This is a genomic window from Candidatus Electrothrix sp. (assembly GCF_052785085.1).
On record NZ_JALAAI010000010.1, the window covers coordinates 1 to 23,341 of the forward strand.

The window sequence follows — 23,341 nt, forward strand, 5'->3', positions numbered from 1 at the left end:
AAATCGTCACGAAAAACATGTTTCAGTGTCAGTAGCACAGTCCGGGCCGAAACTCCGCCCCGAATATCCCGGTCGTCCAGCCGGGAAAAATCCTGAAGCACCGGAGCGAATTCCGGCAGACGCGACAGCAGAGCCGGTTCCTGAACCGTGAACAGAGAATGAAAATTCACCGGATGTTGCCAGGGTCGTGGCCCGTGATAGATGATCATCGGATACACAGGCGGTAGCGTTGTTGCCTTGGGATGTGCTGCACAGTATTCTTCCCAGATACGCACCATATAACGCAGAACCTGAAACACGGTCATGGGGTCGGCATAGCTCTTGTGCTCAAGGAGCAGATAGAGCAGGAGTTTTTTTGTCTCGCCGCCCTGTACGGGCGTGTAATCCACGGTGTAGAGCAGGTCGGATGCCGAAGGGTGCAGCTCGGGATCAACAAAGGTATCTGGAATCCGCTCCAGCGTTTCCAGATCAATATGCTCCAGCAGTTCTTCCGGAAGATTATGACGGAAATAGCCTGCCGCCACCTCGGGCTGCCCGAAGGTCTGCCGAAAAACATGGTCGTGGGGATTGGTTACCGTGCTCATGCCGTCAATATAACCGATATGCGCCGGTTTTGGCAATGGCGTAGGGAGGGGGGCTGAAAGAATTGCGGGTGAGACTCTGCTTCGTCCGGGGTGTTACCCCGGCCTGGCTACATATTGCCCTTTCAGGGCATTGCCCCGAAGGGGCTATATCTCTTCAGCTCAGGGTAACACCCTGAGTATTCTGCATGTTCACACTCTCGCAGTGGAAACAGGAAGGGGCGGACACATAGATCCGCCCCTTGTCTTAATACCCTCTTCATAGGGTAGGTGTTCCAACTGTTAAGATGCCTTTGCCGCCGGGGAGGAAATTTTAGGCATATTTTGAATGAGCGCACGCAGGACAGCGTTTACGTCCTCGGCAGAAGAAAAGACTTGAGCCACATCCGAGTCAAGCACAACCACCACGTTATCCTCGGTAACCCGTTCGGCAAACCGATTGGGGCGTGCCTTGCTGTAATCGAAGTTATATTCAGGTTTCAGGTCGTCACTCTCTGAATGATTAGCTGTTTTCTTCATAATCCCTCTGCTCATGTTTCGTGGCTGCACGCGAACTAATTATTCAAATAACGTCTTGCGACCGCTGCTTACCAGCAGTAGCCGCTTTTTTGTCTGGTTCCCAAGCTCCGGCTTGGGAACCGCTTTTTCCGAAGCTCCGCTTCATTTTCCGAAGCCGGAGCTTCTGTATTCAAAGTACCCAAGCAGAGCTTGGGTACCAGCAAAAAATCGTAGCTCACCCGCTCAAAAAACGTTATTTTAAAATGAAGCTGAACTTAAAATAACAACACTGCTTATTTCAAAAAATAAAATAACCTTCCATCCGCCCCTCGGGGTGGGACAACAAAAAACGATGAAACGCGATCTGCAAGGGAGTTACACCACCGTAAGCACGGTGGGAGAAGCAGTCCAGGCCTTTATTCCAGCGCCACTGCCGCCAGACCCGCCTCTGGTCTGGAATGCAGAGCTGCGCGACAAGTTCGACCGCGCCCTGGTGGCCCTGGGCCGTCTGGACGCTGTTTCCGTGCTGGTCCCGGACACCGGTTTGTTCCTCTATATGTACGTGCGCAAAGAGGCTGTACTTTCGTCGCAGATTGAGGGAACCCAATCCTCCCTTTCCGACCTTCTTCTGCATGAAGTCAATCGACAGCCGGGCGTCCCCCTGAATGACGTACAAGAGGTGAGCAATTACGTGGCAGCCCTGCAGCACGGGCTGCTCAGGATAGAAGAAGGTTTTCCCCTCTCGCTCCGTCTGCTTAAAGAGATGCATGCCGTCCTGCTGAGCAAGGGGAGAGGAAGTCAGCAAACACCGGGAGAATTCCGACGCAGTCAAAACTGGATCGGCGGAACCAGGCCAGGAAATGCCTGTTTTGTCCCGCCCCCTGCTGACCGACTCATACAATGCATGGGCGCACTGGAATATTTCCTCCATGATCAACCGGAAAAAACACCATCCCTGGTTAAGGCGGCTCTGGCCCATGTCCAGTTTGAAACTATTCATCCCTTCCTGGACGGCAACGGCAGGCTGGGCCGTTTGCTGATCACCCTGCTGCTCTCCTCGGAAGGGATACTGCACGAGCCTCTGCTCTATCTCAGTCTGTATTTCAAAAGCCACCGACAGCAGTATTATAGCCTGCTAAATCATGTTCGCCTGACCGGAGATTGGGAAAGCTGGTTGGAATTCTTTGCCGATGCGATCATTGCAACAGCTGGTCTGGCTGTGGAGACGGCCCGCAATCTGGCCCAACTTGCTGAAACGGATCGACAGCGGATCAATGCGCTTGGCAGGACAGCGGGATCCGCTTTACGGATACAGCAGGTGCTCCTGGAACAGCCCATCGTCTCGTCCGGACAGCTGGCAGAAAAAACCGCCCTGTCACCGGCAACGGTCAATTCTGTCCTGCTGCGCCTGGAACAGCTGGGTGTGGTCACGGAAATCAGCGGGCAGCAGCGCAACCGGCTGTACAGCTATACTGCGTATATTGATCTGATGAATCAGGGCACTGAAACAGCCGAAAATCACCTTTCCAGCAACTGATACCGCCCAAACCCCTTACTGGCCTGTTTTCCGATATGCAGCCACTGGCCGAGATAGAGAAAAGGCCAGAACAGCTCCGGTTCCGCAGGCGTAAAATCCACTGTCCCGAGAAAGCCCCTGAACTCCACCGCCCTGCCTTGTCGTGCTGACCAGCAGGTGGTTTTGTGCAAACGCAGCGCAATACCAATGACCTCGGACTGGGCAGCACATTCCTTGAGTGCCCGGAAGTCGGCCTCCAGGGGACAACCCATATAAAAATACTGAAGCAGAGAGACACGCCGGATCACAGCCATGAGCAGGCGACTGATCTCAAGGGTCTCTGGCCGAAAGGATGTATCCGAAGGCAGGTAGGGCGTAACAAACTGGAGGCGCAGAGCAGCAGGTGCAGGCGGCACCGGCATTGGCTCCATAACACCCTCCTGAACCTCCCCCTGCCGGTCCCGGAGCAGCCGCTGACTACCAGGCAAAACCTGACTGACCTGGATCAACTCCGCCTTTGCCCGATCCGAACCAAAGCCCAGCTGCCCTGATTTTTCCATAGCCCGGATCACCGCAGACAGGCGTTTGCAGGCTGCACCGGCCAACACCAATCCGTGAGTAAATAACCCACCCGGAGCAATGCTCGCCGCACCGCATTGGTCACTGTGAAAGATATGGGGCAGCGGCACTGTACCCACCTTGCGCATCATCCTGGCTTCCGGCGGTCTCAGCCCTTTGATGAAAAAAGCAAAATCGCATTGATGTCCGAGCATGCAGTCGGCGCAATCAGCATCCGGGGTAATACAGCTCTGCTGATGCAGGGCCAGTCCGAACACACTGCGACGGAGCGGGTCGGAAAAAAGCGGCAGGGTGAGATGATCACGGGCCGTAAAGGTGAAGCGGTATTCAGCGATGATGAGGTTGGGGGTGCAGTCTTTCATGTCAGAGGTTTTCAGATGAGTAGGATTTGCAGGGGCAGGCCCCTGAGCCTGCCTGAAAAATCAGAGTGATCATTACGGGCGAACACAGGGATTCGCCCCTACGGTACCTGAAATACAGAAAACCCCTGATTACCGAAGCAGTAGATCACGAACAGGGAGATACGCGCCTCTGGATATTCCTCCCGCAATCCTTCCGCATACCCCGCTATCTGCTCCGTATCCTCGGGTCGGAGCTGAAAATCGGCAATGCCTGTCTTCAATCGCCCCAGTTCCGCATTGGAAACATACTTGAACTCAATCACCCAGCGCAGACCGGCATAGATCTCGTTATACTTGCCCACAAACTCCAGGTCGCTCCGCCCCTGCGGATAGGAACGCTCCACATGCCAGGTGAACCAGCGCGACAGATAACGGCTGCACAGCTCGTAAAAGGTGGTGCGGTAGAAATTCTCGTTGACCTGCTGAAAGATCGCCTCGGGCAACTGGGAGACATACTCCTGCCAGTACCCCGCAAAGAGCGGCTCCAGTTCCGGGTTATCGGAAAAGGCCTGCATGAATTCGGTGTAGCGTGTGGATACGTCAATCCGGTGAATCTCGTTGAAATACTCGGTGAATATCCGCCGCATGTTCAGATTGGGCAGCTGCAGAAAATACTCGTCCTTTCGGGTCAGCATACCCAGATAAAAAAACGAGATCGGGAAAAAGCCCTTTTCAAAAAACTGGTGCATGTTGAACTTCTCCACCAGCATCACATCATCATAGCGGATAGTGCCATGGACAGCCAGCCGGTTGACAAATTCTTCGGTCAGTCGCGGATTGGAGGCGGTCAGGCGGCGGACCCAGGAGATGTCGGTCTTCAGGTTCAGGTCGGTCAGGTGTTTGGGAATGGTCTGATAATCCTGAAACCAGTTGAGAAAATACATCACCGAGGTGGAGTTATAAACACCCTCTCCGCCCATCTGAACAAAGGAATAACCATTGTACTGATTTTTCATCACCGCCCCGACTTCTTTGCGGGTGGCAGGATCAATCTCGTAATCCTGATAGACCGCATCCAGGAGCTCGTCCAGTTCCGCCTGGGTAAAGCCCAGCATATGCTCGAATCGAGGATGCAGGGTGATGAAGTTGGCCACATTAAAGCCAGAGGCCATATCATCCATGGTGATGGGCAGCACCCCGGTGATGAAGATATTACGGATGGTGCTGTTTTCCCGGCCCGCCTTCATGGCCTTGAAAAAGGTCTTCATAAAGCCGTCATCCGCAGTCAGCTCCCGATAGAGCCGATCCTGATGGGCAACCACCAGCTGATTGGCGAAATTGTCGTATTCGTCAATAATGATGTACAGGGGCGGCAAACGATTCTTTTTCAGATAGCGCAGTATCTTGGTCAGGTTTTCCGCCACCGGAGCATCCATAATGACTTCCGGCTGCTCCGCCAGCAGGGAAGGATAAAAATCCCGCAGATCAGCAAGCTCACCGTTGCAGTACTGCTGGAAATTCCGTTCAATCCTTCGGATATCTCTGCCCAGCTCAACCAGAGAGAAGTTCAGTGACAGAATGATACAGCTGTTCTGATTGCCGGTCGGGTGCCTTCCTATCCAGGTATGACCGAACAGCTCCTCAAACTCATCCGCAGTATTCAGATCGTAATAATGGCGCAGGATGGAACAAAGCAGAGTCTTGCCGAAACGCCGGGGACGGAGAAAAACCGGATTGGCCACGGTCTCCAACCGTTCGAGGTACTGGGTCTTATCGACAAAATATCCCCTGTTGCGCACAATAACGGGATAGTTGGCCTCGCTGTAGAGAACTCGTCGTTTCATAGTGTCAATTAAAGGACGGAGAGGATCATAGCCGGGAACAGGAAAAACGCAATACCGCAAAACTCACAGCAGGTCGGATGCCGAAGGGTGCAGCTCGGGTTGCCCGAAGGTCTGCCGAAAAACATGATCGTGGGGATTGGTTACCGTGCTCATGCCGTCAATATAACCGATATGCGCCGGTTTTGGCAATGGCGTAGAGAGGGGGGCGGAAAGAATTGCGGGTGAGCTTCGTCCGGGGTGTTACCCCGGCCTGGCTACAATATGTCGGGATTCGCTCCGCTCACCCGAAATCTACGAGTTTTTGTATTTTCGTGAATCACGAATACCCATATTCTGTATATCAAAATACCTATATTTTGATTCACGAAATACAGGTATTCCACAAGTCAAAATACATGTATTTTGAAAGGCAAAACCTATGCTGTTTTTCAGACGGTCGAGGCGGGAGCTGCCAGGGCACCCCTCTGTATTCGTCCCTGCCTGTCCGGCAAGGTTGCGGGATGAAATAAGAGTGCAATAAGAGGAGAGGAGCTGAAACAAAAAAGGGCGACCACCGGTCGCCCCTACATTACGCCACCCTCTTCACAGGGCAGGTTTTCGGCAGCAGAACTATTTAAAACAGCGATATATTCAGCATGGTAAAGAGGTGTTCAAGATTCATTAATCAGGAGTTTTTGACAGGAAACCTTCAAAGGTCGAAGCTTGCTTTGCACAATATCCCACACCATAGGAATACTCACACCAAAATATTCATGGATCAGGATATTGCGCAATCCGATAATTTTCCTCCATTCCACTTCAGGGGCCTTTTCCCGGATTGAATCGGGCACCTTACCGGCAGCTTCACCGATAATTTCAAGATTTCGGATAACAGCATCCTGTTTCTCTTCATTGTTTAGAAAAAGTTCCTGGTTCTGAGTACAGGTGTATCTTTCTATCTTTTCAATAGCAGTAATAATATCTTCAATATAGACTTTCCAGTCTCTATACATACAGCGTGTCCTGCTGAATAACCTTTTGTAAACGTCTTTTTACGGTTTGCTGCATAACCAGATCAACTGGCCAGCCAAAGAGGTCTTCCAGGTAAAATTTCAGATCCATGTAGTGATCAAAGGATGGTTCAGAGAAAGAAACCAGGATATCTATATCACTTCTACTATGCATGCTATTACGAGCGCATGAGCCAAACAGTCCAATACTGTTCACCGAAAACCGGTGCTCAATATGCGGCTTTTTCTTTTTCAACAGTTGCAAAATATTGTTCTTTTCCATAGGCCCTCTCATGAAATAACCACAGCCCGTTAAATGGACATTGAAAAATGTTACGTACATATTGTACCGATTTCAGGTGGGTTTGGCAACTATGGAAAAGGCAGAAATTTCGAAACGATTGCGGATGAGCACAGTCCGTGCCGACACCCCGCCCCGGATATCCCGGTCGTCCAGCTGGGAAAAATCCTGAAGCACTGCTGAGAAGTTACCGTGCTCATACGAGGAATATAACCGATGTTCGCTTATTTTGGCAACTGCGGAGAAGGTGGGCGTTTTGAAATGATTGTGGGTGTGGCGTAGGGGCGACCGGCGGTCGCCCTTATGGGTCTTAACACCCTCTTCATAGGGTAGGTGCTACGACTAGCAATAACTTTTAGAGGATCTTTTTTTATAGTCTTAATACCCTCTTCATAGGGTAGGTGCTACGACATCACAGTTAATTTTTCTGAGGCTTTATTGCCGAGGGGGTCTTAATACCCTCTTCATAGGGTAGCTACGACGATGATATGTGGATTTACAGAAGAACAAGCTATGTCTTAATACCCTCTTCATAGGGTAGGTGCTACGACTAGAGTTAGTTATTAAATTGTCTCAAGGGAGGGTCTTAATACCCTCTTCATAGGGTAGGTGCTACGACAGTGTGTTCTTTTTGTTTTTCAGAAAATAAAATTCCGTCTTAATACCCTCTTCATAGGGTAGGTGCTACGACAGCAGCCTTGCTTTTAACAATAATAGATTCAGCGAATTAAGCAAGTAAAAAAGTGACATGGAATCGGATTTTGAAAGTTGTGAAATTTGAACCGTCATTATAAACGCCTACACAAAGAGATGCGCAACATCGTGACCACTTTGTCATAGTCAGTATCAAAAGTTGTATTTCTAATCATTTTTTAAAAATTTTCTCCTGAAAATTCAAAGCAATAAATATGATTTTTCAATCATGATAGATTATGACAATAAAAATTTTCAGCACCAAAAAAATTGATGTCTGACCGGTTTTCTCCAAAAATACACCCGGAATATTTTCATCCTCCCCTGAAATTAACTCATGTCAACAAAAGGCAATATAACACCATTACGAAGAGATAACACGAAAAAAAACACAGACAGCAATGACAAGGCCACAAGTCAGCTGATTAATATATCCCTTGGTTCCATTTCAACAAGATAACCTGCCTGCCCGTCAACCTCCACGGTCTGAATAAGAAAAGGACGGGCCGCCCGTTCCCCGAGCACTGACACAACAGCCTTTTTCAGCTTGGATTTCCGCTGAAGAAACCACTCTTTCTGCTGAGCAGCATCCCGACCCCGGGCCACCTCCTCCACCCGGTCGATCCTACCGCTCCATTCTCCGACAATTTTGCTATAAACAGCAATATACTCATCAACAAAGGCATCTTCATCCGGGATAAAGGGCGGTTCTCCGTTTTTACGGCGTTGGCACATCCAGAGATAAAGTGCCAGATCTGCATCCCCCATGCGCACCTTCAGAGCATTCAATCGTACCTGCTTGCAACGAATATCAATTTCTATGGTTTCAGGGCTGGAAAAACGCTGGATGGTTTCCACGGTTTCCTGAAATCCGGCACTGCCTGTAAGCAGGGCCTCCGGGATCTGATACCGCATCCGGACAAAGGGAATATCGGAGAGGATAATCCGGGACTCTTCAGTGGAGTACCAGGTATTGTTGACCGCAATGCGTTGCGGTCGGGGCGGAGGGTAGAAAAAATCCTTGTTTTCCTGAAAGGGTTTCGCCACCAGGACATGGGAAAGGCGGTCCTGCATCCGTCCGTACAGGCTCAGGGCATAGCCCGCATAATAGGACATGGTTTTACGACCTCCGGCCAGGGAAAGGTGGAGCGCAGCTTGATTGTCTTCAGTAAAGTGTCTGACCTGCTCGGTGATAAAATCCGCTGTCATGGTGTTATGCTCCGCCGATTCAGTATCATCGACAAAAGGACCGTCCGGGCCTGCTATTGTATGAACATGGTCGGATGCAAAGCAGATACCTTCCAGACAGTAATCCTCACAAAAACGATGAAATTCCCCTTTGTCGCCTCCAACCCCGAGCAGGGCGTTCCGGGCAGAGTTCGCACCCTGGGCCGTGCTGATCAGGTGGACTTCCGTGGGCACAAAGGCCGGGCTGCTGTCCACGGCCAGTTTGTACAGGGTTTCCGTAAGGATTTGTGGAGTCATGCCGATGACGGCAAGGAGGATGCGGCGGGGATATTCGTGGGGTTGCAGCATGGTTCGGGCTCCGGGTACGTGGTGAATCGGTGGGTTGCAATTTCGCCGTTATGGTACCCGGTTTTGTGAAGAAACGCCTGGGTCGCAGGGTTGCGGGAAGGGCTATCACCGGCTCAACAACTGATACCGCCCAAACCCCTTACTGGCCTGCTTACCGATATGCAACCGCTGTCCGAGCAAAAGAAAAGGCCAGAACAGCTCAGGTTCCGTGGGGGCAAAATCCACCGTTCCCAGAAACCCCCTGAACTCGACCACCTTGCCCGGTCGAGCTGACCAGCAGGTGGTTGTATGCGGGCGCAGATTAATGCTGATAAGCTCGGATTGGGCAGCGCAATCCTTAAGCACCCGGAAGCAAGGAGGAGATTGGGTGTGCAGTTTTGCATGTTGGATTTTTGTTCTCCCACCTCGGAGGGGAGGGACGAGTGTTTATTGACGAGCGGCCATGTATTCGGTCACGGCCTGAGCCAGCAGCCCTGAGCGGGTTTCTCCGTGCTTTCCGGCAAAATGATCCACAACATTCAACAGTCTTTCTGGAATTGATATGTTGATCCGTTTCGACTTCAGGGAGAGTTTGCTGAGGTCGATGTCAATCAAGGCCCAGAGAGCATCCTGGTACTCCTTGTTGTTCCGATGATCTTCCACGGGACGAGCCACGGGAATCGGCTCTGCATCCAACAACAGACCTTCGATATGGCATTCCGCAGCCTCCCGTGCCATAGCAAGAGCTTCTTCGATAGAATCGCCTGCGGAAAAGCAGCCGGGGATGTCGGGAAACGTCACCCCGTAACCGGAGTCCTCATCTTTATGAATTGCAACCGGGTAGTTCATAACTTACCTCCAATCCCAGCCCGCCTGCCGGTAAATATTTCGTAACGTTCCGACAGGAAAATCCTTTTTCGGATGCGGAACAGTGACTTTCCCGCATTTGACAGGGTGTTTGAACTGATGATGGTCGCCCTTGGTATGATGCAGAATCCAGCCGTCCTTTTTCAGTTTTTTAATAATTTCCCTGCTGATCCTGTTTTTTCATTTTCGAGCCTCTGCTCTTTTCTTGGTAACCTCCCTGTCTTCCAGGCGACCTGATTCAGAGAGTAGCAACCTGATACTGCCTTGTCAAGATGTACCCAAGAATTCTCTTGACATTTCGCCCCGTAGAGTTAGATATGAGAGAATTTATATAAATAGCAACAGGCATCCTTCATCTTCAAGGAGCAGGACTATGAGATTGCGTGACCCAAAGGATAAAATTGCACAGCTGAAACCACAATTCAGTCTGGAGCAAACCTTACAAGATCTTGATCAACAGGCTGCAAAGCAGGAAGAGAAAAAATGGCATAAATACAAAATTGAGGTCATTACCCCAATATTCGGTGGCGGGGTCAAGGCTGGTGAGCCGGACACGAAGATGCCGATCCGGGCCTCGGCTATTCGGGGGCAGTTGCGGTATTGGTGGAGATTTTTGGAGAGTGCCAACCGAGATCTCACAGATCGCAAAGAGCAGAAAAGGCTATTTCGGGATGAGCGCGATATTTGGGGTGGTATGGCTGAGGATGGGGAAGATCATAGCAGTAAGGTGCGGATTAAAATTTGCGACATCCAGAACAAAAACATTAAATATTATGATGAGAAAGAAGCTGGCTACGCACTCTTCCCAGCACGTAAGGAGGCGGATGAAGACCATCCTAAAAAATTGATACGAGAAAGAATGACCTTTAATTTGCAGCTACGCATTTTAGATAACAACAAAAGAAAAGAGATCAAATGCGCATTGCGCTGGTGGGTAACATTTGGCGGCATAGGGGCACGTACTCGTCGCGGCTGCGGCAGTGTATACTGCACTAATGAACTTGGAAATCTTCCTCCTGTAACCAGAAAAGAAGCAAAAGCTGTAGGCTGCGAATTAGTTTTTCCGAAAGGAGAGACTCCAAGGAACCCCATTCCGTCTTGGAAGCGAGCGATTGATATCCTTTATAAATTCCGCCAAGCACCAAATATAGCTCGTAATCATGGAAGAAATAACAGGTTCGGCAGATCAAAATGGCCGGAACCGGACAGCATCCGAAAAATAACCAACAGTTATTTTAAAGGATATCATAAAGGTAGACCTTTTACACATAAGCCAACGCATAAAGCAATGCCTGCTTTCCCGAGAGCCGCTTTTGGTCTACCTATTGAATTCAAATTTAGCCCCAAAGATACTCAATCCAGAGATGAAAAGAAGAACGATCCCGAAACAACTCATCTAGTTCCAGCTGATCCAAACCTTGAACGCTTGGCCAGTCCATTAATTTTGACAGCTTATCCGGTACGAGAAAACGGAATCACCCGGTATGTACCCGCTGCGTTGTTGATGAAAAATCAAGATCATATTAAAGCAATGACATTGGCTCTCAAAAAAGGTGAAATATATATATCAGGACCACCTGCGAAGTGGTCGAAAAACTGGTGGAAAGCAAGCAAGGCGACACTCGTAGATCCAATCAGAGACAATGACGGCACCGACGCCCTCACCGCCTTCATGACCTTCTTTGAAAACGGAGGCAAAAAGCCATGAGCAACCAGGAAATCTGGCTCATCAGCCTCTCCATAGGCCCGGTCCAGGACTTCATCTCCGCCGCCCTCCGCACCCGCGACCTCTGGTTCGGCTCCCACATGCTCTCGGAAGTGAGCAAAGCCGCTGCCATCGCCATCAATGACTACAATCAACAAAACATACACACCGAACTGATTTTTCCTGCTGAAGAAGAGAGCGACAAGCTCAAACCAGTAGAGATCAACGTCGCCAACCGGATTGTGGCTCAGGTTTCAGGAGATGAAGATACTGTAAAAGATGTCATCAACACCGGAAAAAATGCCGCCAGGAAATGGTTATTGGAAGAGTTTATCCAAAAGGCAAAGAAAGAGGCAGAAAGGATCATCAACAGAGACAAAAAGCCGGATGAGCAGAAGATCACCTTGCGTGATGAAATCTGGGAGATACAGGCCAAACCTGAAGACCTCCTTGAACTTTACGGCACAGCCGCCCGCATCAACGGAACGTACCCGGAGGCATGGCAACGTCTCAGCCAACTCAATTCAGCCCGCAAGAACAGCCGTGATTTCCGTCAATCTGCACAAGCACCCAATGAAGCAGGGCTGTACGGTCTGCCCAAATCCTCTCTGGACGGACGGCGGGAAACCGTGTTGCCGGAAGGCCTGGACAAAAAAATCCGGCGCAAACTGCGCATGGGCGAAGGCGAGCAGCTGGATGTGCTGGGGCTGGTCAAGCGATTAGCTGGTGGCGATCCAAATGATGAAAAAAATTCTGGTCGCTCCTCCCTCCAATTTACTCCCACCACCCGCATTGCTATTGATCCGTGGATACGGAAGATTAAAGAAGCTGAAAATGGGCTGGCCGACTTGGAAAAAATTCAGGACAAGCTGGAGAGTCGTGAATATGAAAAGATTCTGCTTGATACCGGCCTGATGACCAAGGTTCAGGGCAACCAAGGAATATACGGCGATATGCCTTTTGATGCGGGCCTGCTCTACCGGAGTGTTCTGGATGCGGTGATCGCCAAGGTAAAACACGACAAAGAATTCCCGCAACGCTCCTCTGTTCAGAGGATTTTATCAGAGCTACGTAAAAGTGAAGTCCTTAAAAAGGCATGGAAAGAATATCGCCAACCCTGCCCATACTATGCCCTGCTCCTGGCAGACGGTGACCACATGGGTCGCCTGATTAAAGCTGCACAGGACAAAGGTCATCATAAAGAAATCTCACAATGCCTGTCCGCATTTGCCCAATTCGTACCAAAAATCGCAAGAGATTATTGTGCCCATTGCATCTACGCAGGCGGTGATGATGTCCTGCTCATGGCCCCCCTGGACACCGTGCTCCTGCTGGCTGACGAACTACGCAAAGCCTTTACGACAACATTAGAGGGCATTGCCGGTGAATTAGAGAAAGATGCTCCCACCTTCAGCGTCGGCATTGTCATCGCTCACATGCAGGCACCTGTGGGTCGGGTGCGCAAACTGGTTCATCGGGCAGAGGATTTGGCAAAAGGTTCAGACACAGATGATCCCCGCAACGCCTTGGCGATTATTGTTGCCCCCCGCTCCGGGGCAGATATGAGCTTCCGGGCAAAATGGGAAAGAGAACCATCCAAAAAACAAGATGATATTGAACAGAACGAACAGAGAAGTCCGGTAGAAGAGCTACATGACCTTGCTGATTTGTACCGAGATGAAGACCTACCAGCTGGCTTTGGTTATGAGTTACGGGAAACGGCCCGCTTGGTCAAAGGGATGAGTGACGAGGAGGCAAAAAAGATTGCCAAACTGGAACTCGATCGAATTTTAAAACGCAAAAATCAGGGCGGCGGGGGAGAAAAAATTAAAAAAAACAACCACAAAGGCAGTCCTTGCCCATGCCGGGCAGAAAAATTTTGATATTGAGTCCGTGTATAAAGAACATCTCATCGCCCGTTGGCTGGGCGCACACGGGGAGGAAAGAGAATGAGCAACGAAACAAAAAGCAGCACCGCCTATCTTTTTGAACCCAAATCCCCCTTGGTCTTCCGCACCGGCAGACCCTTTGATCAGGCAGGTGACCCGGTTTCTCTGGATTTCCCTCTGCCCTCGACCATTGCCGGGGCCTGTCGCACCGCCATCGGCGATGCAGATAATATGGATTTCAGCAAAGACGGCCATACACTGAAAAATATCCCGGTACATGGCCCGCTGGCCGCCCTGATTACCCAAGACGGGGCAGAGCCGCTCTTTCCCAAACCGGAAGATGCTGTCTATATGCGGAAGGATAGCAAGAAGGAAGGCCGGGAAAGGAATAATAGAGAAACTGAAGTCCTGCAACTCACCCCTGAATATGCCGGGACCGACACCTGGGCCGACCTGCCTGAAGGATTGCTGCCAATCTACCCGGAAAAGGAACTTACGGGTAAACCATATAAAAATAAAGACAATGCCAGATGGTGGTGCCAAGCTCGGCTCACTGACTGGTTATTGAATAACCATAAACTCAAGGATATTACCCCTGAAAGTCTGGGTTGGTCCGGCCCCGAGCAGGAACTGCGCACCCATGTCCAGCTGGAATCAGAAACCCTGGCCGCTGCAACCGGCCAACTCTTTCAAACCAACAACCTTTCTTTTTCCCCCAGACAACGAGAAGAAAAAGATGGATGGAATACAGAGCAATACGGACTTCTTGCCCGGCTACCGGATGATAATCTGAAAGACATACCAGAATTTTTTCGCCGCCTCGGTGGAGAAGGACGAATTGCCCGGGTTGAACGACGACCGGAAGCTTGGCCGGGAATCCCGGAAGCACTGACCTCTGCGCTGGGCAAACTGGAGCAGGATAAAGAAATCCGAGGCATCCGCCTCATCCTTGCCACTCCGGCCCTGTTCGCCAATGGTTGGCGACCAGGCTGGATCCAAGATGATATGACAGGCTGTCCTCCGGGCTTTGCTAAAGATTCGGAACCCCGTATCCGCCTTCGCCTACGGGCCTTTATCACTCCGCGCTGGGAGCCGGTTTCCGGCTGGGATCTGGTGAGAAATCCTCAACCCGGAGATAAACCGGAAAAAAAAGGATCAGGTGCTGCCCGCGCTGTCCGTCGGATGGTGCCTGCCGGGGCTGTGTACTGGTTTGAAGTCGAACAAGGCCACGAACATCTCCCTGAACTCTGGCTCCGACCGATCAGTGATTTGCCCCAGGACCGGAACGACGGCTACGGCCTGGTTCTGCCGGGTATCTGGAAACAAGACGAGAAGCAAACAAACACCGCAGAGGAGAAAGAGAAATGAAGACCATGTGCTATTACATCCATACCCTCACCGCCCTCCATGCGGGAACAGGCCAAGGCGTCGGGGTTATTGATCTGCCCATTGCCAGGGAAAAATCAACCGGCCTGCCCATTGTGCCGGGCAGCGGGATCAAGGGGGTTTTGCGGGAGGAGTTGCGGCCCATAAAAGACGAGGAGTCAGATTTTAAAGAAACCACTCCTGAACAGGCTCAACAAGATGAACAGGAGTATAACAAAGCAACAAAGAAATGGACAACCCTGTTCGGACCGGATGCCAAAGAGGTTGATAATGATAAAGAGGAAGAACGAAAAATCTTTGCCGGTGCCCTGAACATTCAGGATGCCCAGCTGCTCTGCCTGCCCGTGCGCTCGGTGTACGGGGTCTTTGCCTGGGTGACCTGTCCTTTTATTTTGCAGAGATATAAGCGGGATCTGGATGAAGTGTATACGCAGGTCAAAGAAGACCGCCCGAACTTGCCTGTAATTCCTTCTCTGGACGGGAAATCAAACACAGAGGGGAAAACCATGGTGCTGGTGACCACGGGCAGCCAGCTCTGTTCAAGCGACGGACAATCTGTTTTCCTTGAAGACTTAGATTTTCAGACGACTGAAGACAGGCAATCTGCGGACCTCATTGCAGGAGAAATTGCCCAGGCCATATTCCCAACTGCTTCTGCTCCAGACGATAACTGGCAAGATTTTTTCCAAAAACGCTTTCTGATTATCCCAGATAACGTGTTCAGCTTTCTGGCTGAAACCGCCACTGAGGTTCGAGCGAGGATCAAACTCAAGGAAGGTACTCGGACAGTGGAAGATGGTGCTTTGTGGTACGAAGAAAATCTACCCGCCGAGACCCTGCTGTGGGGGCTTCTGGGATGTGATCGCTCCCGAAGACCAAAGGAAGAAGGTGAAGAAAAAGAATCTCCTGATCTCATGGAGTATTTCAGATCCGACCTGGAGGGGCGAAAAGGAAAAGACGCCGCAATCTCGTTACAAATCGGCGGTAATGCCACAGTCGGTCGGGGCCGGGTGCGCTGGATTCCCGGACAAAAGGGGGAATGAGCCATGCAGACACGACAACAGCAGGATGCTTTGCAGGCGTTGGAAGATGTTCAGAACGTCCTGGAACAAGAAGAAGAGTTTAAGAAGAGCTACGCCACCGCTGTCCATCGTTTTCCTTTTTTGATCCGACAGAATGGCCTCCAGCAGACCCTTGCTTTTTATGCGGGCAAGGCGCATGCAAAGGCGGAAACTGGACAGAACACGAGAGACACGGCTGAAGGGCTGTTTCTTGACCATATCTTAGCGACATTAAACTTAAACAGTGAACCGGATCAGGTTAACATCCTAAAGGATCTTGCAAGAGCTGATCTGCAAAGCTACATGCGCCATACCCGTCGTTGCCTGGAAGTGGCTCTCTGGTACCGACGCTTTGTTGAGAGCGTATTAAAGATCGATGCCACAGGGACTTCCATAGAAGAAACAACGGACAGAGGAAACCATGACGGCGATTAAAATGCGACGGCAAGTCCTTCCTGAGTTGATAAAGGAAGGGAAAAAGTGGGACAATCCCGGCCTGTTCTTTGATAAGGGATTTGAGGAATGGAATGCTGAAAAAGATGGAGAACGGGGCGAAGACATAGGCGATCACATCAGAATTGTCTGCGACATCCCGGTCTCAGATGTTTACAAAGCAGCTTACCGCCGCTGGCTTGGAAAAACTGCGGATAAAAATCGCTTCGCCCGCTGGTTTGGCCAACTTGACGGAACCCGCCTGTTCATCGGTTTGGGCATGGCCCATGTCCTGGAAACCCAGGTCTGCCGCCACCCGGTGTATGGGATGCCCTATATTCCCGGCTCGGCTCTGAAGGGACTGGCCCGCGCCAAGGCAAAACAGTATGCCGATAAAGGTGAATACGGTATGAGTCAGGATATCGTCAATGTTCTGTTCGGGCCGGACTGCAATGATCCCAAACACCCGGAAACTGAAGCCGATACCGGCTACCTGATCTTCCACGATGCCTGGTGGATTCCCAAACAGGAAGGCGGTTGCGAAGATAAGCCTTATGCCCCGGAAATCGTCACTGTCCATGCAGTGGAATACTATAAAAATCAAGGAGAAATTGCTCCCCATCCTGATATGGAATCACCTAATCCCAATCAGCAATTAGCGGTACAGGGGAGCTTTTATTTTGTCGTGGAAGGTGCGCAGCAATGGGCGGAACTGGGTATGAAGTTTCTCACGTTAGCCCTGGAAGCGGATGGTATCGGCGGGAAGGTTGCTGCCGGGTATGGGTATTTTGTTGAGGAGGAAGAGCGACGAAAAGAAAGAGAAGCACGAGAAAAGGAGGAGCGTGATAAAATTGCCGCTGAAGAGGCAAAAAAGGAGGCCCAGCGGGTAGCCGATGAAAAAGCAGAGCAGGAAAAAATTGCTGCCGAAAAAGAGGCTGCGTGGCTTTCAAGCTTGACTCCAGAGAAACAACTTACCCATGAACTCAATACGTTATTAGATCAGCATGACAATCTTACCAACAAGATGGGGCCAGCTGCAAAAAATATCAGGAGTGACCTTCAGGGACAACTTAAAAAAATTTTGAAACACAATAAGTGGCCCGACGCAGAGGTCGCTGATAGACAGGAGGCACTGAGGAGCATTGAACGTGCTGTCCCATTATTGGACAAAAAAATCAGGCAAAAGAGACTGAACGCAGCAAAGGCATTGCTGAAAACAAAAGACGACGAATAACCCCGGCTATACCGAAAGGATTATATTTAAAAAGATAAGGGTAACGTGCTAGATTAAAAGCTGATTAATCATCACCTGTACGAGGAACAGAACATGAATAACTTCTTTCAAACGATCTGGAGCACATTGGGGAGCATTGCTCTCCTGCACTGGATAGCAACCGTTTTACTAGGTGGTTTTTTCTTTTATTTCAGAAGGTATATAAAAGTCCAATGGCGGTTTAGAAAAAATCTAAAAAGAGAAGTATACTTTCTGAAAACATCAGGCAAACATGACCTGCAAGCTGAACGAAAGAAACTGATTGATTTGAATGTATTTAATATAGCTGGAGAAGTTAAAGACATCTCAATGTCCACAAAAATATTGCAACCGATAAATAAAAATGCTGTTTATATCGTTGGCTACGATACTGACTATACTAGATATAAAGAACTTTTTGAGTCGGCAAAACCATCCGTCCCTATTATCATATTTGCCGATCAAAGAGAGATACAAAAATCAGAGCATTGGACAATATTCAATGAATATATTTATTGCGATGTAGCCAATACAACACATCGTCTTGCAATTATCCTATTAAACACATTGAAAATTGTATAACGCTCTCCGGTCTCTGATACAGCCGGTTCCCCTTCCCCTCCAAGGCCACAGGCATAAAGACTGAGGCCTTGTTTCAAACAAAAATCAAAACCTCCTCCTGTCCCGCTATTCGGCAAAGACATCCTCAAGGGTGGTAGCGATGAGAATGCGCTCGGACCAAACCTCAAGCATCCTGCCTGACGCCTCTTTCAGCATCTGCTCTGCCCATTCAGGGAGGTCTCCGAAGCGTTTCCTTAGCTGACGTGAAAGGAGTAGCTGTTCTCCCTGCTGCATTCCTTGCTGCACACCCTGCTGCATACCCTTTTCAAGCCCCTGATCATAATATTTCTTTAAAAAAGACTGCATGATACCACCTCCGTGAACAGAATCTTCCAGAACTGTTTCAAGTGTTTCTTCGTCCAGTTTGCCCGTGCCCTCGGTGAGATAATAGAGCAGGGTGAATATAATCTCGCGTCCGTTTTCATTTTTCAGCATTTCCTGAGCCTGGGCCAGTATTTCCGGCAGCCGCTCCGGCAAATCGTCACGAAAAACATGTTTCAGGGTCAGCAGCACAGTCCGGGCCGACACCCCGCCCCGGATATCCCGGTCGTCCAGCCGGGAAAAATCCTGAAGCACCGGAGAAAATTCCGGCAGATGCGACAGCAGAGCCGGTTCCTGAACCGTGAACAGAGAATGAAAATTCACCGGATGTTGCCAGGGTCGTGGCCCGTGATAGATGATCATCGGATACACAGGCGGTAGCGTTGTTGCCTTGGGATGTGCTGCACAGTATTCTTCCCAGATACGCACCATATAACGCAGAACCTGAAACACGGTCATGGGGTCGGCATAGCTCTTGTGCTCAAGGAGCAGATAGAGCAGGAGTTTTTTTGTCTCGCCGCCCTGTACGGGCGTGTAATCCACGGTGTAGAGCAGGTCGGATGCCGAAGGGTGCAGCTCGGGATCAACAAAGGTATCTGGAATCCGCTCCAGCGTTTCCAGATCAATATGCTCCAGCAGTTCTTCCGGAAGATTATGACGGAAATAGCCTGCCGCCACCTCGGGCTGCCCGAAGGTCTGCCGAAAAACATGGTCGTGTGGATTGGTTACAGAACTCACATGATGAATATAACAGATATCCGTCAGGATCGGCAAGCAGGAAAGAGGCGGGAATTCTGAAATGATTGCAGGTAAGGCGTAGGGGCGACCGGTTGGTCGCCCGATTTTACACCGGGGTGGCGGTACGAGGGCAGGCATACGGGGCACCTCTGCAAACGCAGGTTATTTGATCCGCATCGGAATTCCGCAGCTCACCAGAAAGACCTGATCCGCAAAAGCGGCAATGACCTGATTGCAGCGTCCCACCAGATCACGATAACGCCGAACCAACGGATTATCCGGGACAATGCCCAGACCCACCTCATTGGTGACCAGAAAGACCTGCCCTTGGTGTTGACGAACAGCACGGGCCAGTTCTTCTGCAAGAGCGGTTATTTGATCTTCACTGATCTCTTTTTCCTTCTGCTCTGCCTGGTACATCAGGTTATTGATCCAGAGGGTGAGGCAGTCAATGAGGACTGTGGTTCCGGCAGGGGTGCGGTCCAGCTCTTCAGTAAGGCGGACCGGCACCTCTGCGGTCTGCCAGCCCAACCCTTCCCGGTCCTGCTGATGCCGGAGAATGCGCCCGTCCATTTCCGGGTCGATGCGGGGGCAGGTGGCGATAAAGAGGCGGGGGGCGTTGATTTTCTCAGCCTCCTGCTGGGCAAAGGCGGACTTGCCGGAGCGGCTGCCGCCGGTGATAAGGGTTATCATTGCTTTCTCGTACTTTCCGCTTTCCTGAAGAGAGAAGTATGTGCGTCATATCTTACCCCTTATCTGTCGTTAGAGGTACATTATTACACAATGCAACGGTTCTGGCAAGTATCAGCCGGACTCAGCCCTGCGCCTGCTCGCTAATTGTTATTCTTTGTTGGTCGGAACGGCCAGACCCAGCTGAGAAAGGCCGGGAGCTGCCGGGTTTGCATCCAGACCTTTCCCTGGCCGCGAAACCGGCAAACCAGTCCTTCACCGGAAAAGAACAGGGATTTATAACCGCCCACACTGGAAACCGTATACTCAAGCCCTTGGGTAAAGGCGACAATATGGCCGGTGTCCACCACAAACTCCCCGTTCACATTCTGGGCGATAATACCGCCATAGCTGTTGAACCAGAGGTCACCAGTGCCGGAACATTTGATCAGAAACATATTTTCACCGGAAAAGAAGCCCTTGACCAGGCCCTGCCATTTGCTCTCAACCTCAATGCTCATGGAAGAGGCCACATAAGCGGAATTCTGGAGAAAGATGGACTCGTTGTCCAGATAGACATGGGCCATGTCCCCCGGTGCAGGCGGGGCAATGGATATCTCGCCGTCAGCGTGTTCTGCTGTAAACTCATTGATAAACAGGGATTCGCCGGTAAGAAAGCGGCTGAATCCGCCTTTAAACTTGGTCTTCATGGCAATATTGGTATCCATGGTTGCCATGGCTGACGCCTCCACCTTCAGGGTCTGGCCGCCGGGAATGGTCACGGTCAGAAAGGCGAAGTCAGGCTGACATTCGAGTTTGAAGGGAAAATCTGTTCGTTTTGTCTCCATGATAATCTCCTGACAAGTCTTAACGGGGTTTGAGGGAAGGGCCGAGGGCATGACCGAACGAGCCTGGATTATGGGACTGGCACCAGACCGTGCCGTGGCCTTTGAATTTGCAGACCAGTCCTTCGCCGCCAAGAAAGGAAGAAACCCAGCTCTTTCCGGCCTTGATCAGGGTGAAATCCAGGGTTTCATTAAAGGCCACAATATGACCGGTATCCACAATGTATTCGCCTTTGACCTTGACCGGATAGATTGCGCCAAAGGAGTTGATCAGCACCTTGCCTTTGCCGCTGATATTGAGCCAGAACATGCCTTCGCCGGAGAGCATGGACTTGAAGCCCTGCCAGCCGAAATCAACCTCCACCTCTTCAGACGAGGCCACATAGGAGCCGCCCTGGACAATCAGGCGTTCGTTGTCCAGCTCATAGTCCATCATATCACCGGGCAGGGCCGTGCCGAGAAAGACCTTGCCACCCTTTTCGCCGGCAGTAAAATGGTTAAGAAAAAAGTTCTCTCCGGAAAGCATGCGCTTGAGTGCCTTGGCAATGCCGCCACCACCTTTCTTATGCGTCGTGGTGCTGATATCCATATCGCCGCTCATGGTGATCATGGCACCGCCCTCTGCGGTCAGGACTTCTCCCGGCTGCATGCTGACAAGGGCCGCTGAAGAGCCGGGCCTGTAATGTATCTTGATATCCATGTTTCTTCCCCCTGTTAAAGACTTCGGTTCACCCAGCCAGCCAGCCCGGAGATACTGCGGGTCTGGACAACAATTTTGCCTGTGCCCGTGACCCGTGTGACCAGGCCTTCGCCGCTGAAAAAACTGGAGAAAAGACCACCAGCCAGCTGAACCTTGAGTTTCATCTGCGGTTCATAGCCCACCAGATGACTGGTATCCACGATGTATTCCCCGTTGATCTCCCGTTCCAGCAGACCGCCATAGGCCCCGAACCAGACCGTGCCGGTCCCGGAGACCTGGAGCTTGAACAGCCCTTCGCGGCCAATAAAAGAGGCGAACCCGGCCCATTTGACCCCCAGTTTGACTCCCGGTGTGGAGCAGATATAGGCACCGGGCTGGAGACAGTAGCTTTCATTGTTCAGCTCCAGTGTTCGGATGTCTCCTGGGGTGGCCTGGGTCAGGGTCACCCGTTTCACTCCTTTGGTATTATTGGTAAAGGTATTGACGAACAGGCTTTCCCCGCCGAGATTGGTAAAGGTATTGACGAACAGGCTTTCCCCGCCGAGAAATCTCTTACACAGGGCAGAAAAGACATTCCCGTTCAGCCCGGCCTTCATGTCCAGGTCCGCATCCATGCTGACCATGGCGTCTGATTCCGCAATAATGCTCTCTCCCGGCTCAAGATCCACATGCCCGTAGGCAAAGACCGGTTTTCCTGCAAGTTCTGTTTTCATGCCGCCTCCTTGTTGCTGGTTTTATGGATTCGGGCCACCGCTGCCCTTGTTGTCCTGCTCCTTGCGGTGCGCCTCCCTGACTGCTGCCTCCACTTCCTGTTGTACCTGCTGATAATCAATCTGTAGCCTGTGCCTCTGGAGCGTTTGGACCTCCTCCTGCCAGAGTCTGTTCAGCACCTGAATCCGCTCATTCGTGCCCGGATGAGTGCTCAGAAAGCTGAAATTGTCTTCAATCTGTTTTTGCAGGACATTCTGCTCCTTCTTCAGGGTCTGAAAAAAACTGATCATGCCGTGCGGATTAATTTTGGCCCGTTTCAGAAGCTCCCAGCCCCTGCGGTCCGCCTCCAGCTCAAAGGCGCGGCTGTTTTTCAGGCTGGAAAGATTGCCGCCCAATTCGCTCAGGGTGGCAAGCAGGGCCGAGGCATCCCCGAAAACCGCCTGCACGAGCAGGACCGTCCCGGCCCGGCTGACCAGTCCCCGGATATGGTGGCGCAGGGTCACATGGCTGATCTCATGGGCCAGTACGCCTGCAACCTCTTCTGCCGAGGCCGCATTGAGCAGCAGGCCCGAGTGGATCACCACCCTGCCGCCGGGCAGGGCAAAGGCATTGATGGAAGAATCCTCAATCAGATAAAAATCAAAGCTGAAGTCTTTGTCCGCAACCGCCTGGGTCAGCGGGCCGGTAATCGTGGTAAGCTGCTCCGGCATATCCAGAAAACGCTTGTCCGCTGTGACCAGACTGAACAGCTTCTTGCCGATCTTTGCTTCATATTGCGGCGGAACACTGTTTGCGGCCACCCTGGCCAGCAGGTGCAGACCGAAATAGGCCCCGACTGCGCAGAGCGCGATGCAAAAGAAAAAAACCGCCACCGAGCTTATGCTGAACAGCCGCCTCTTTTTGATGGCTCTAACCGCTTCAACGCAGGCCGGGTTCCTGACCAGAAAGCGGTCCTCCAAAATCTTTTGGTCAGCCGAGTACAGGGTCCAGTCAGGATGGGCAGGATGGCGGAAATAGATCAGGCGGTTGCCTGCACCGCCCAGGCTGATCTCCAGGCCCTGTACAGGCAGGGTGACAGAGGTGTCCCCGGTCTGGAAGGTGAGGGCATCGGTATCAACGGTAATGAAGCCGCTTTTCCGGCCCCGTTCAAAGTCGCTGTGCAGCGCGTGTGCTTGGTAGTTCATAGTGGTCAATAACGGACTGGCTCCAATTGCTCCGGGGTAGTCTGATTTATCATTTTAACAGAATTTTGAGGGAATGTGGAGTGAATTTGTTGGGATGAGGTGG

At 51.1% G+C, this 23,341-nt stretch carries 25 protein-coding genes; 8 read left to right on the plus strand and 17 right to left on the minus strand.

What is annotated here, in order from left to right; genetic code table 11:
* Window positions 1-584: Rpn family recombination-promoting nuclease/putative transposase (locus tag L2082_RS03000; RefSeq protein WP_446011440.1), on the minus strand; the 584-nt coding region annotated here is incomplete at its 3' end.
* Between the two features lie 279 nt (window positions 585-863).
* The gene (locus L2082_RS03005) at window positions 864-1,100 is read right to left on the minus strand and encodes a hypothetical protein (protein ID WP_446010462.1); all 237 of its coding nucleotides are present in this window, start codon (window positions 1,098-1,100) and stop codon (window positions 864-866) included.
* A gap of 331 nt (window positions 1,101-1,431) precedes the next feature.
* On the opposite strand from L2082_RS03005, the gene L2082_RS03010 reads away from it, so the two are divergent.
* On the plus strand, window positions 1,432-2,616 hold the full coding sequence (locus L2082_RS03010) for a Fic family protein (RefSeq protein WP_446010461.1): 1,185 nt from the start codon (window positions 1,432-1,434) through the stop codon (window positions 2,614-2,616).
* Here L2082_RS03010 and cas6 (L2082_RS03015) read toward each other — a convergent pair.
* The 9 genes from cas6 (L2082_RS03015) to L2082_RS03055 all read right to left on the minus strand — a co-directional run bounded on the left by cas6 (L2082_RS03015) (window position 2,598) and on the right by L2082_RS03055 (window position 9,895).
* A complete protein-coding gene (gene cas6 / locus L2082_RS03015; protein ID WP_446010460.1) occupies window positions 2,598-3,536 on the minus strand; it encodes a CRISPR system precrRNA processing endoribonuclease RAMP protein Cas6 in 939 nt (312 codons plus the stop codon). The two genes, L2082_RS03010 and cas6 (L2082_RS03015), sit on opposite strands and share 19 nt — an antisense overlap.
* Before the next feature lie 98 nt (window positions 3,537-3,634).
* On the minus strand, window positions 3,635-5,359 hold the full coding sequence (locus tag L2082_RS03020; protein WP_446010459.1) for an AAA family ATPase: 1,725 nt from the start codon (window positions 5,357-5,359) through the stop codon (window positions 3,635-3,637).
* A 650-nt stretch (window positions 5,360-6,009) separates the two neighbouring features.
* Entirely contained in the window at window positions 6,010-6,351 is a 342-nt protein-coding gene (locus L2082_RS03025) for a HepT-like ribonuclease domain-containing protein (RefSeq protein ID WP_446010458.1), read from the minus strand.
* Window positions 6,344-6,631 (minus strand): nucleotidyltransferase family protein, encoded by a 288-nt coding sequence (locus tag L2082_RS03030; RefSeq protein ID WP_446011441.1) that lies wholly within the window; start codon window positions 6,629-6,631, stop codon window positions 6,344-6,346. The genes L2082_RS03025 and L2082_RS03030 overlap by 8 nt, the downstream gene beginning before the upstream one ends.
* A 72-nt stretch (window positions 6,632-6,703) precedes the next feature.
* Window positions 6,704-6,826 carry a hypothetical protein gene (locus L2082_RS03035; protein WP_446008877.1) on the minus strand — a complete coding sequence of 41 codons (123 nt, stop codon included), beginning with the start codon at window positions 6,824-6,826 and terminating at the stop codon, window positions 6,704-6,706.
* Window positions 6,827-7,759: 933 nt separating this feature from the next.
* A complete protein-coding gene (gene csm6 / locus L2082_RS03040; RefSeq protein ID WP_446008876.1) occupies window positions 7,760-8,878 on the minus strand; it encodes a CRISPR-associated ring nuclease Csm6 in 1,119 nt (372 codons plus the stop codon).
* A gap of 105 nt (window positions 8,879-8,983) precedes the next feature.
* Entirely contained in the window at window positions 8,984-9,223 is a 240-nt protein-coding gene (cas6, locus tag L2082_RS03045; protein WP_446008875.1) for a CRISPR system precrRNA processing endoribonuclease RAMP protein Cas6, read from the minus strand.
* An 81-nt stretch (window positions 9,224-9,304) separates the two neighbouring features.
* Entirely contained in the window at window positions 9,305-9,706 is a 402-nt protein-coding gene (locus L2082_RS03050) for a type II toxin-antitoxin system HicB family antitoxin (protein WP_446008874.1), read from the minus strand.
* Between the two features lie 3 nt (window positions 9,707-9,709).
* The gene (locus tag L2082_RS03055; protein WP_446008878.1) at window positions 9,710-9,895 is read right to left on the minus strand and encodes a type II toxin-antitoxin system HicA family toxin; all 186 of its coding nucleotides are present in this window, start codon (window positions 9,893-9,895) and stop codon (window positions 9,710-9,712) included.
* A 202-nt stretch (window positions 9,896-10,097) separates the two neighbouring features.
* Here L2082_RS03055 and cmr1 point away from each other — a divergent pair, with 202 nt between their 5' ends.
* From cmr1 to L2082_RS03090, 7 genes are all read left to right on the plus strand, one after another.
* The gene (gene cmr1, locus L2082_RS03060) at window positions 10,098-11,432 is read left to right on the plus strand and encodes a type III-B CRISPR module RAMP protein Cmr1 (RefSeq protein WP_446008873.1); all 1,335 of its coding nucleotides are present in this window, start codon (window positions 10,098-10,100) and stop codon (window positions 11,430-11,432) included.
* Window positions 11,429-13,312, plus strand: a complete 1,884-nt coding sequence (gene cas10, locus L2082_RS03065) for a type III-B CRISPR-associated protein Cas10/Cmr2 (protein WP_446008872.1) — start codon at window positions 11,429-11,431, stop codon at window positions 13,310-13,312. The genes cmr1 and cas10 overlap by 4 nt, the downstream gene beginning before the upstream one ends.
* A 66-nt stretch (window positions 13,313-13,378) precedes the next feature.
* A complete protein-coding gene (locus tag L2082_RS03070; RefSeq protein WP_446008871.1) occupies window positions 13,379-14,686 on the plus strand; it encodes a type III-B CRISPR module-associated Cmr3 family protein in 1,308 nt (435 codons plus the stop codon).
* The gene (cmr4, locus tag L2082_RS03075; RefSeq protein ID WP_446008870.1) at window positions 14,683-15,747 is read left to right on the plus strand and encodes a type III-B CRISPR module RAMP protein Cmr4; all 1,065 of its coding nucleotides are present in this window, start codon (window positions 14,683-14,685) and stop codon (window positions 15,745-15,747) included. The genes L2082_RS03070 and cmr4 overlap by 4 nt, the downstream gene beginning before the upstream one ends.
* A gap of 3 nt (window positions 15,748-15,750) precedes the next feature.
* The gene (gene cmr5 / locus L2082_RS03080) at window positions 15,751-16,200 is read left to right on the plus strand and encodes a type III-B CRISPR module-associated protein Cmr5 (RefSeq protein WP_446008869.1); all 450 of its coding nucleotides are present in this window, start codon (window positions 15,751-15,753) and stop codon (window positions 16,198-16,200) included.
* Window positions 16,187-17,431, plus strand: coding sequence for a type III-B CRISPR module RAMP protein Cmr6 (gene cmr6 / locus L2082_RS03085; protein WP_446008868.1), 1,245 nt, complete (start codon window positions 16,187-16,189; stop codon window positions 17,429-17,431). Before cmr5 ends, cmr6 begins: the two co-directional genes overlap by 14 nt.
* A gap of 93 nt (window positions 17,432-17,524) precedes the next feature.
* Window positions 17,525-18,031 carry a hypothetical protein gene (locus tag L2082_RS03090; RefSeq protein ID WP_446011442.1) on the plus strand — a complete coding sequence of 169 codons (507 nt, stop codon included), beginning with the start codon at window positions 17,525-17,527 and terminating at the stop codon, window positions 18,029-18,031.
* Window positions 18,032-18,136: 105 nt separating this feature from the next.
* Here L2082_RS03090 and L2082_RS03095 read toward each other — a convergent pair whose 3' ends face one another.
* From L2082_RS03095 to L2082_RS03120, 6 genes are all read right to left on the minus strand, one after another.
* Window positions 18,137-19,267: an Rpn family recombination-promoting nuclease/putative transposase gene (locus L2082_RS03095; RefSeq protein ID WP_446008866.1), complete on the minus strand. Its 1,131-nt coding sequence runs from the start codon at window positions 19,265-19,267 to the stop codon at window positions 18,137-18,139.
* Window positions 19,268-19,291: 24 nt separating this feature from the next.
* Entirely contained in the window at window positions 19,292-19,822 is a 531-nt protein-coding gene (gene cobU, locus L2082_RS03100) for a bifunctional adenosylcobinamide kinase/adenosylcobinamide-phosphate guanylyltransferase (RefSeq protein ID WP_446008865.1), read from the minus strand.
* Between the two features lie 140 nt (window positions 19,823-19,962).
* Complete coding sequence (locus L2082_RS03105) at window positions 19,963-20,646, minus strand: TIGR00266 family protein (RefSeq protein WP_446008864.1); 684 nt, start codon at window positions 20,644-20,646, stop codon at window positions 19,963-19,965.
* A gap of 19 nt (window positions 20,647-20,665) precedes the next feature.
* The gene (locus L2082_RS03110) at window positions 20,666-21,343 is read right to left on the minus strand and encodes a TIGR00266 family protein (RefSeq protein ID WP_446008863.1); all 678 of its coding nucleotides are present in this window, start codon (window positions 21,341-21,343) and stop codon (window positions 20,666-20,668) included.
* 14 nt (window positions 21,344-21,357) lie between these two features.
* Window positions 21,358-22,056, minus strand: coding sequence for a TIGR00266 family protein (locus L2082_RS03115; protein WP_446008862.1), 699 nt, complete (start codon window positions 22,054-22,056; stop codon window positions 21,358-21,360).
* Between the two features lie 21 nt (window positions 22,057-22,077).
* Complete coding sequence (locus L2082_RS03120) at window positions 22,078-23,238, minus strand: M48 family metallopeptidase (RefSeq protein ID WP_446011443.1); 1,161 nt, start codon at window positions 23,236-23,238, stop codon at window positions 22,078-22,080.
* Between the last annotated feature and the right edge of the window lie 103 nt (window positions 23,239-23,341).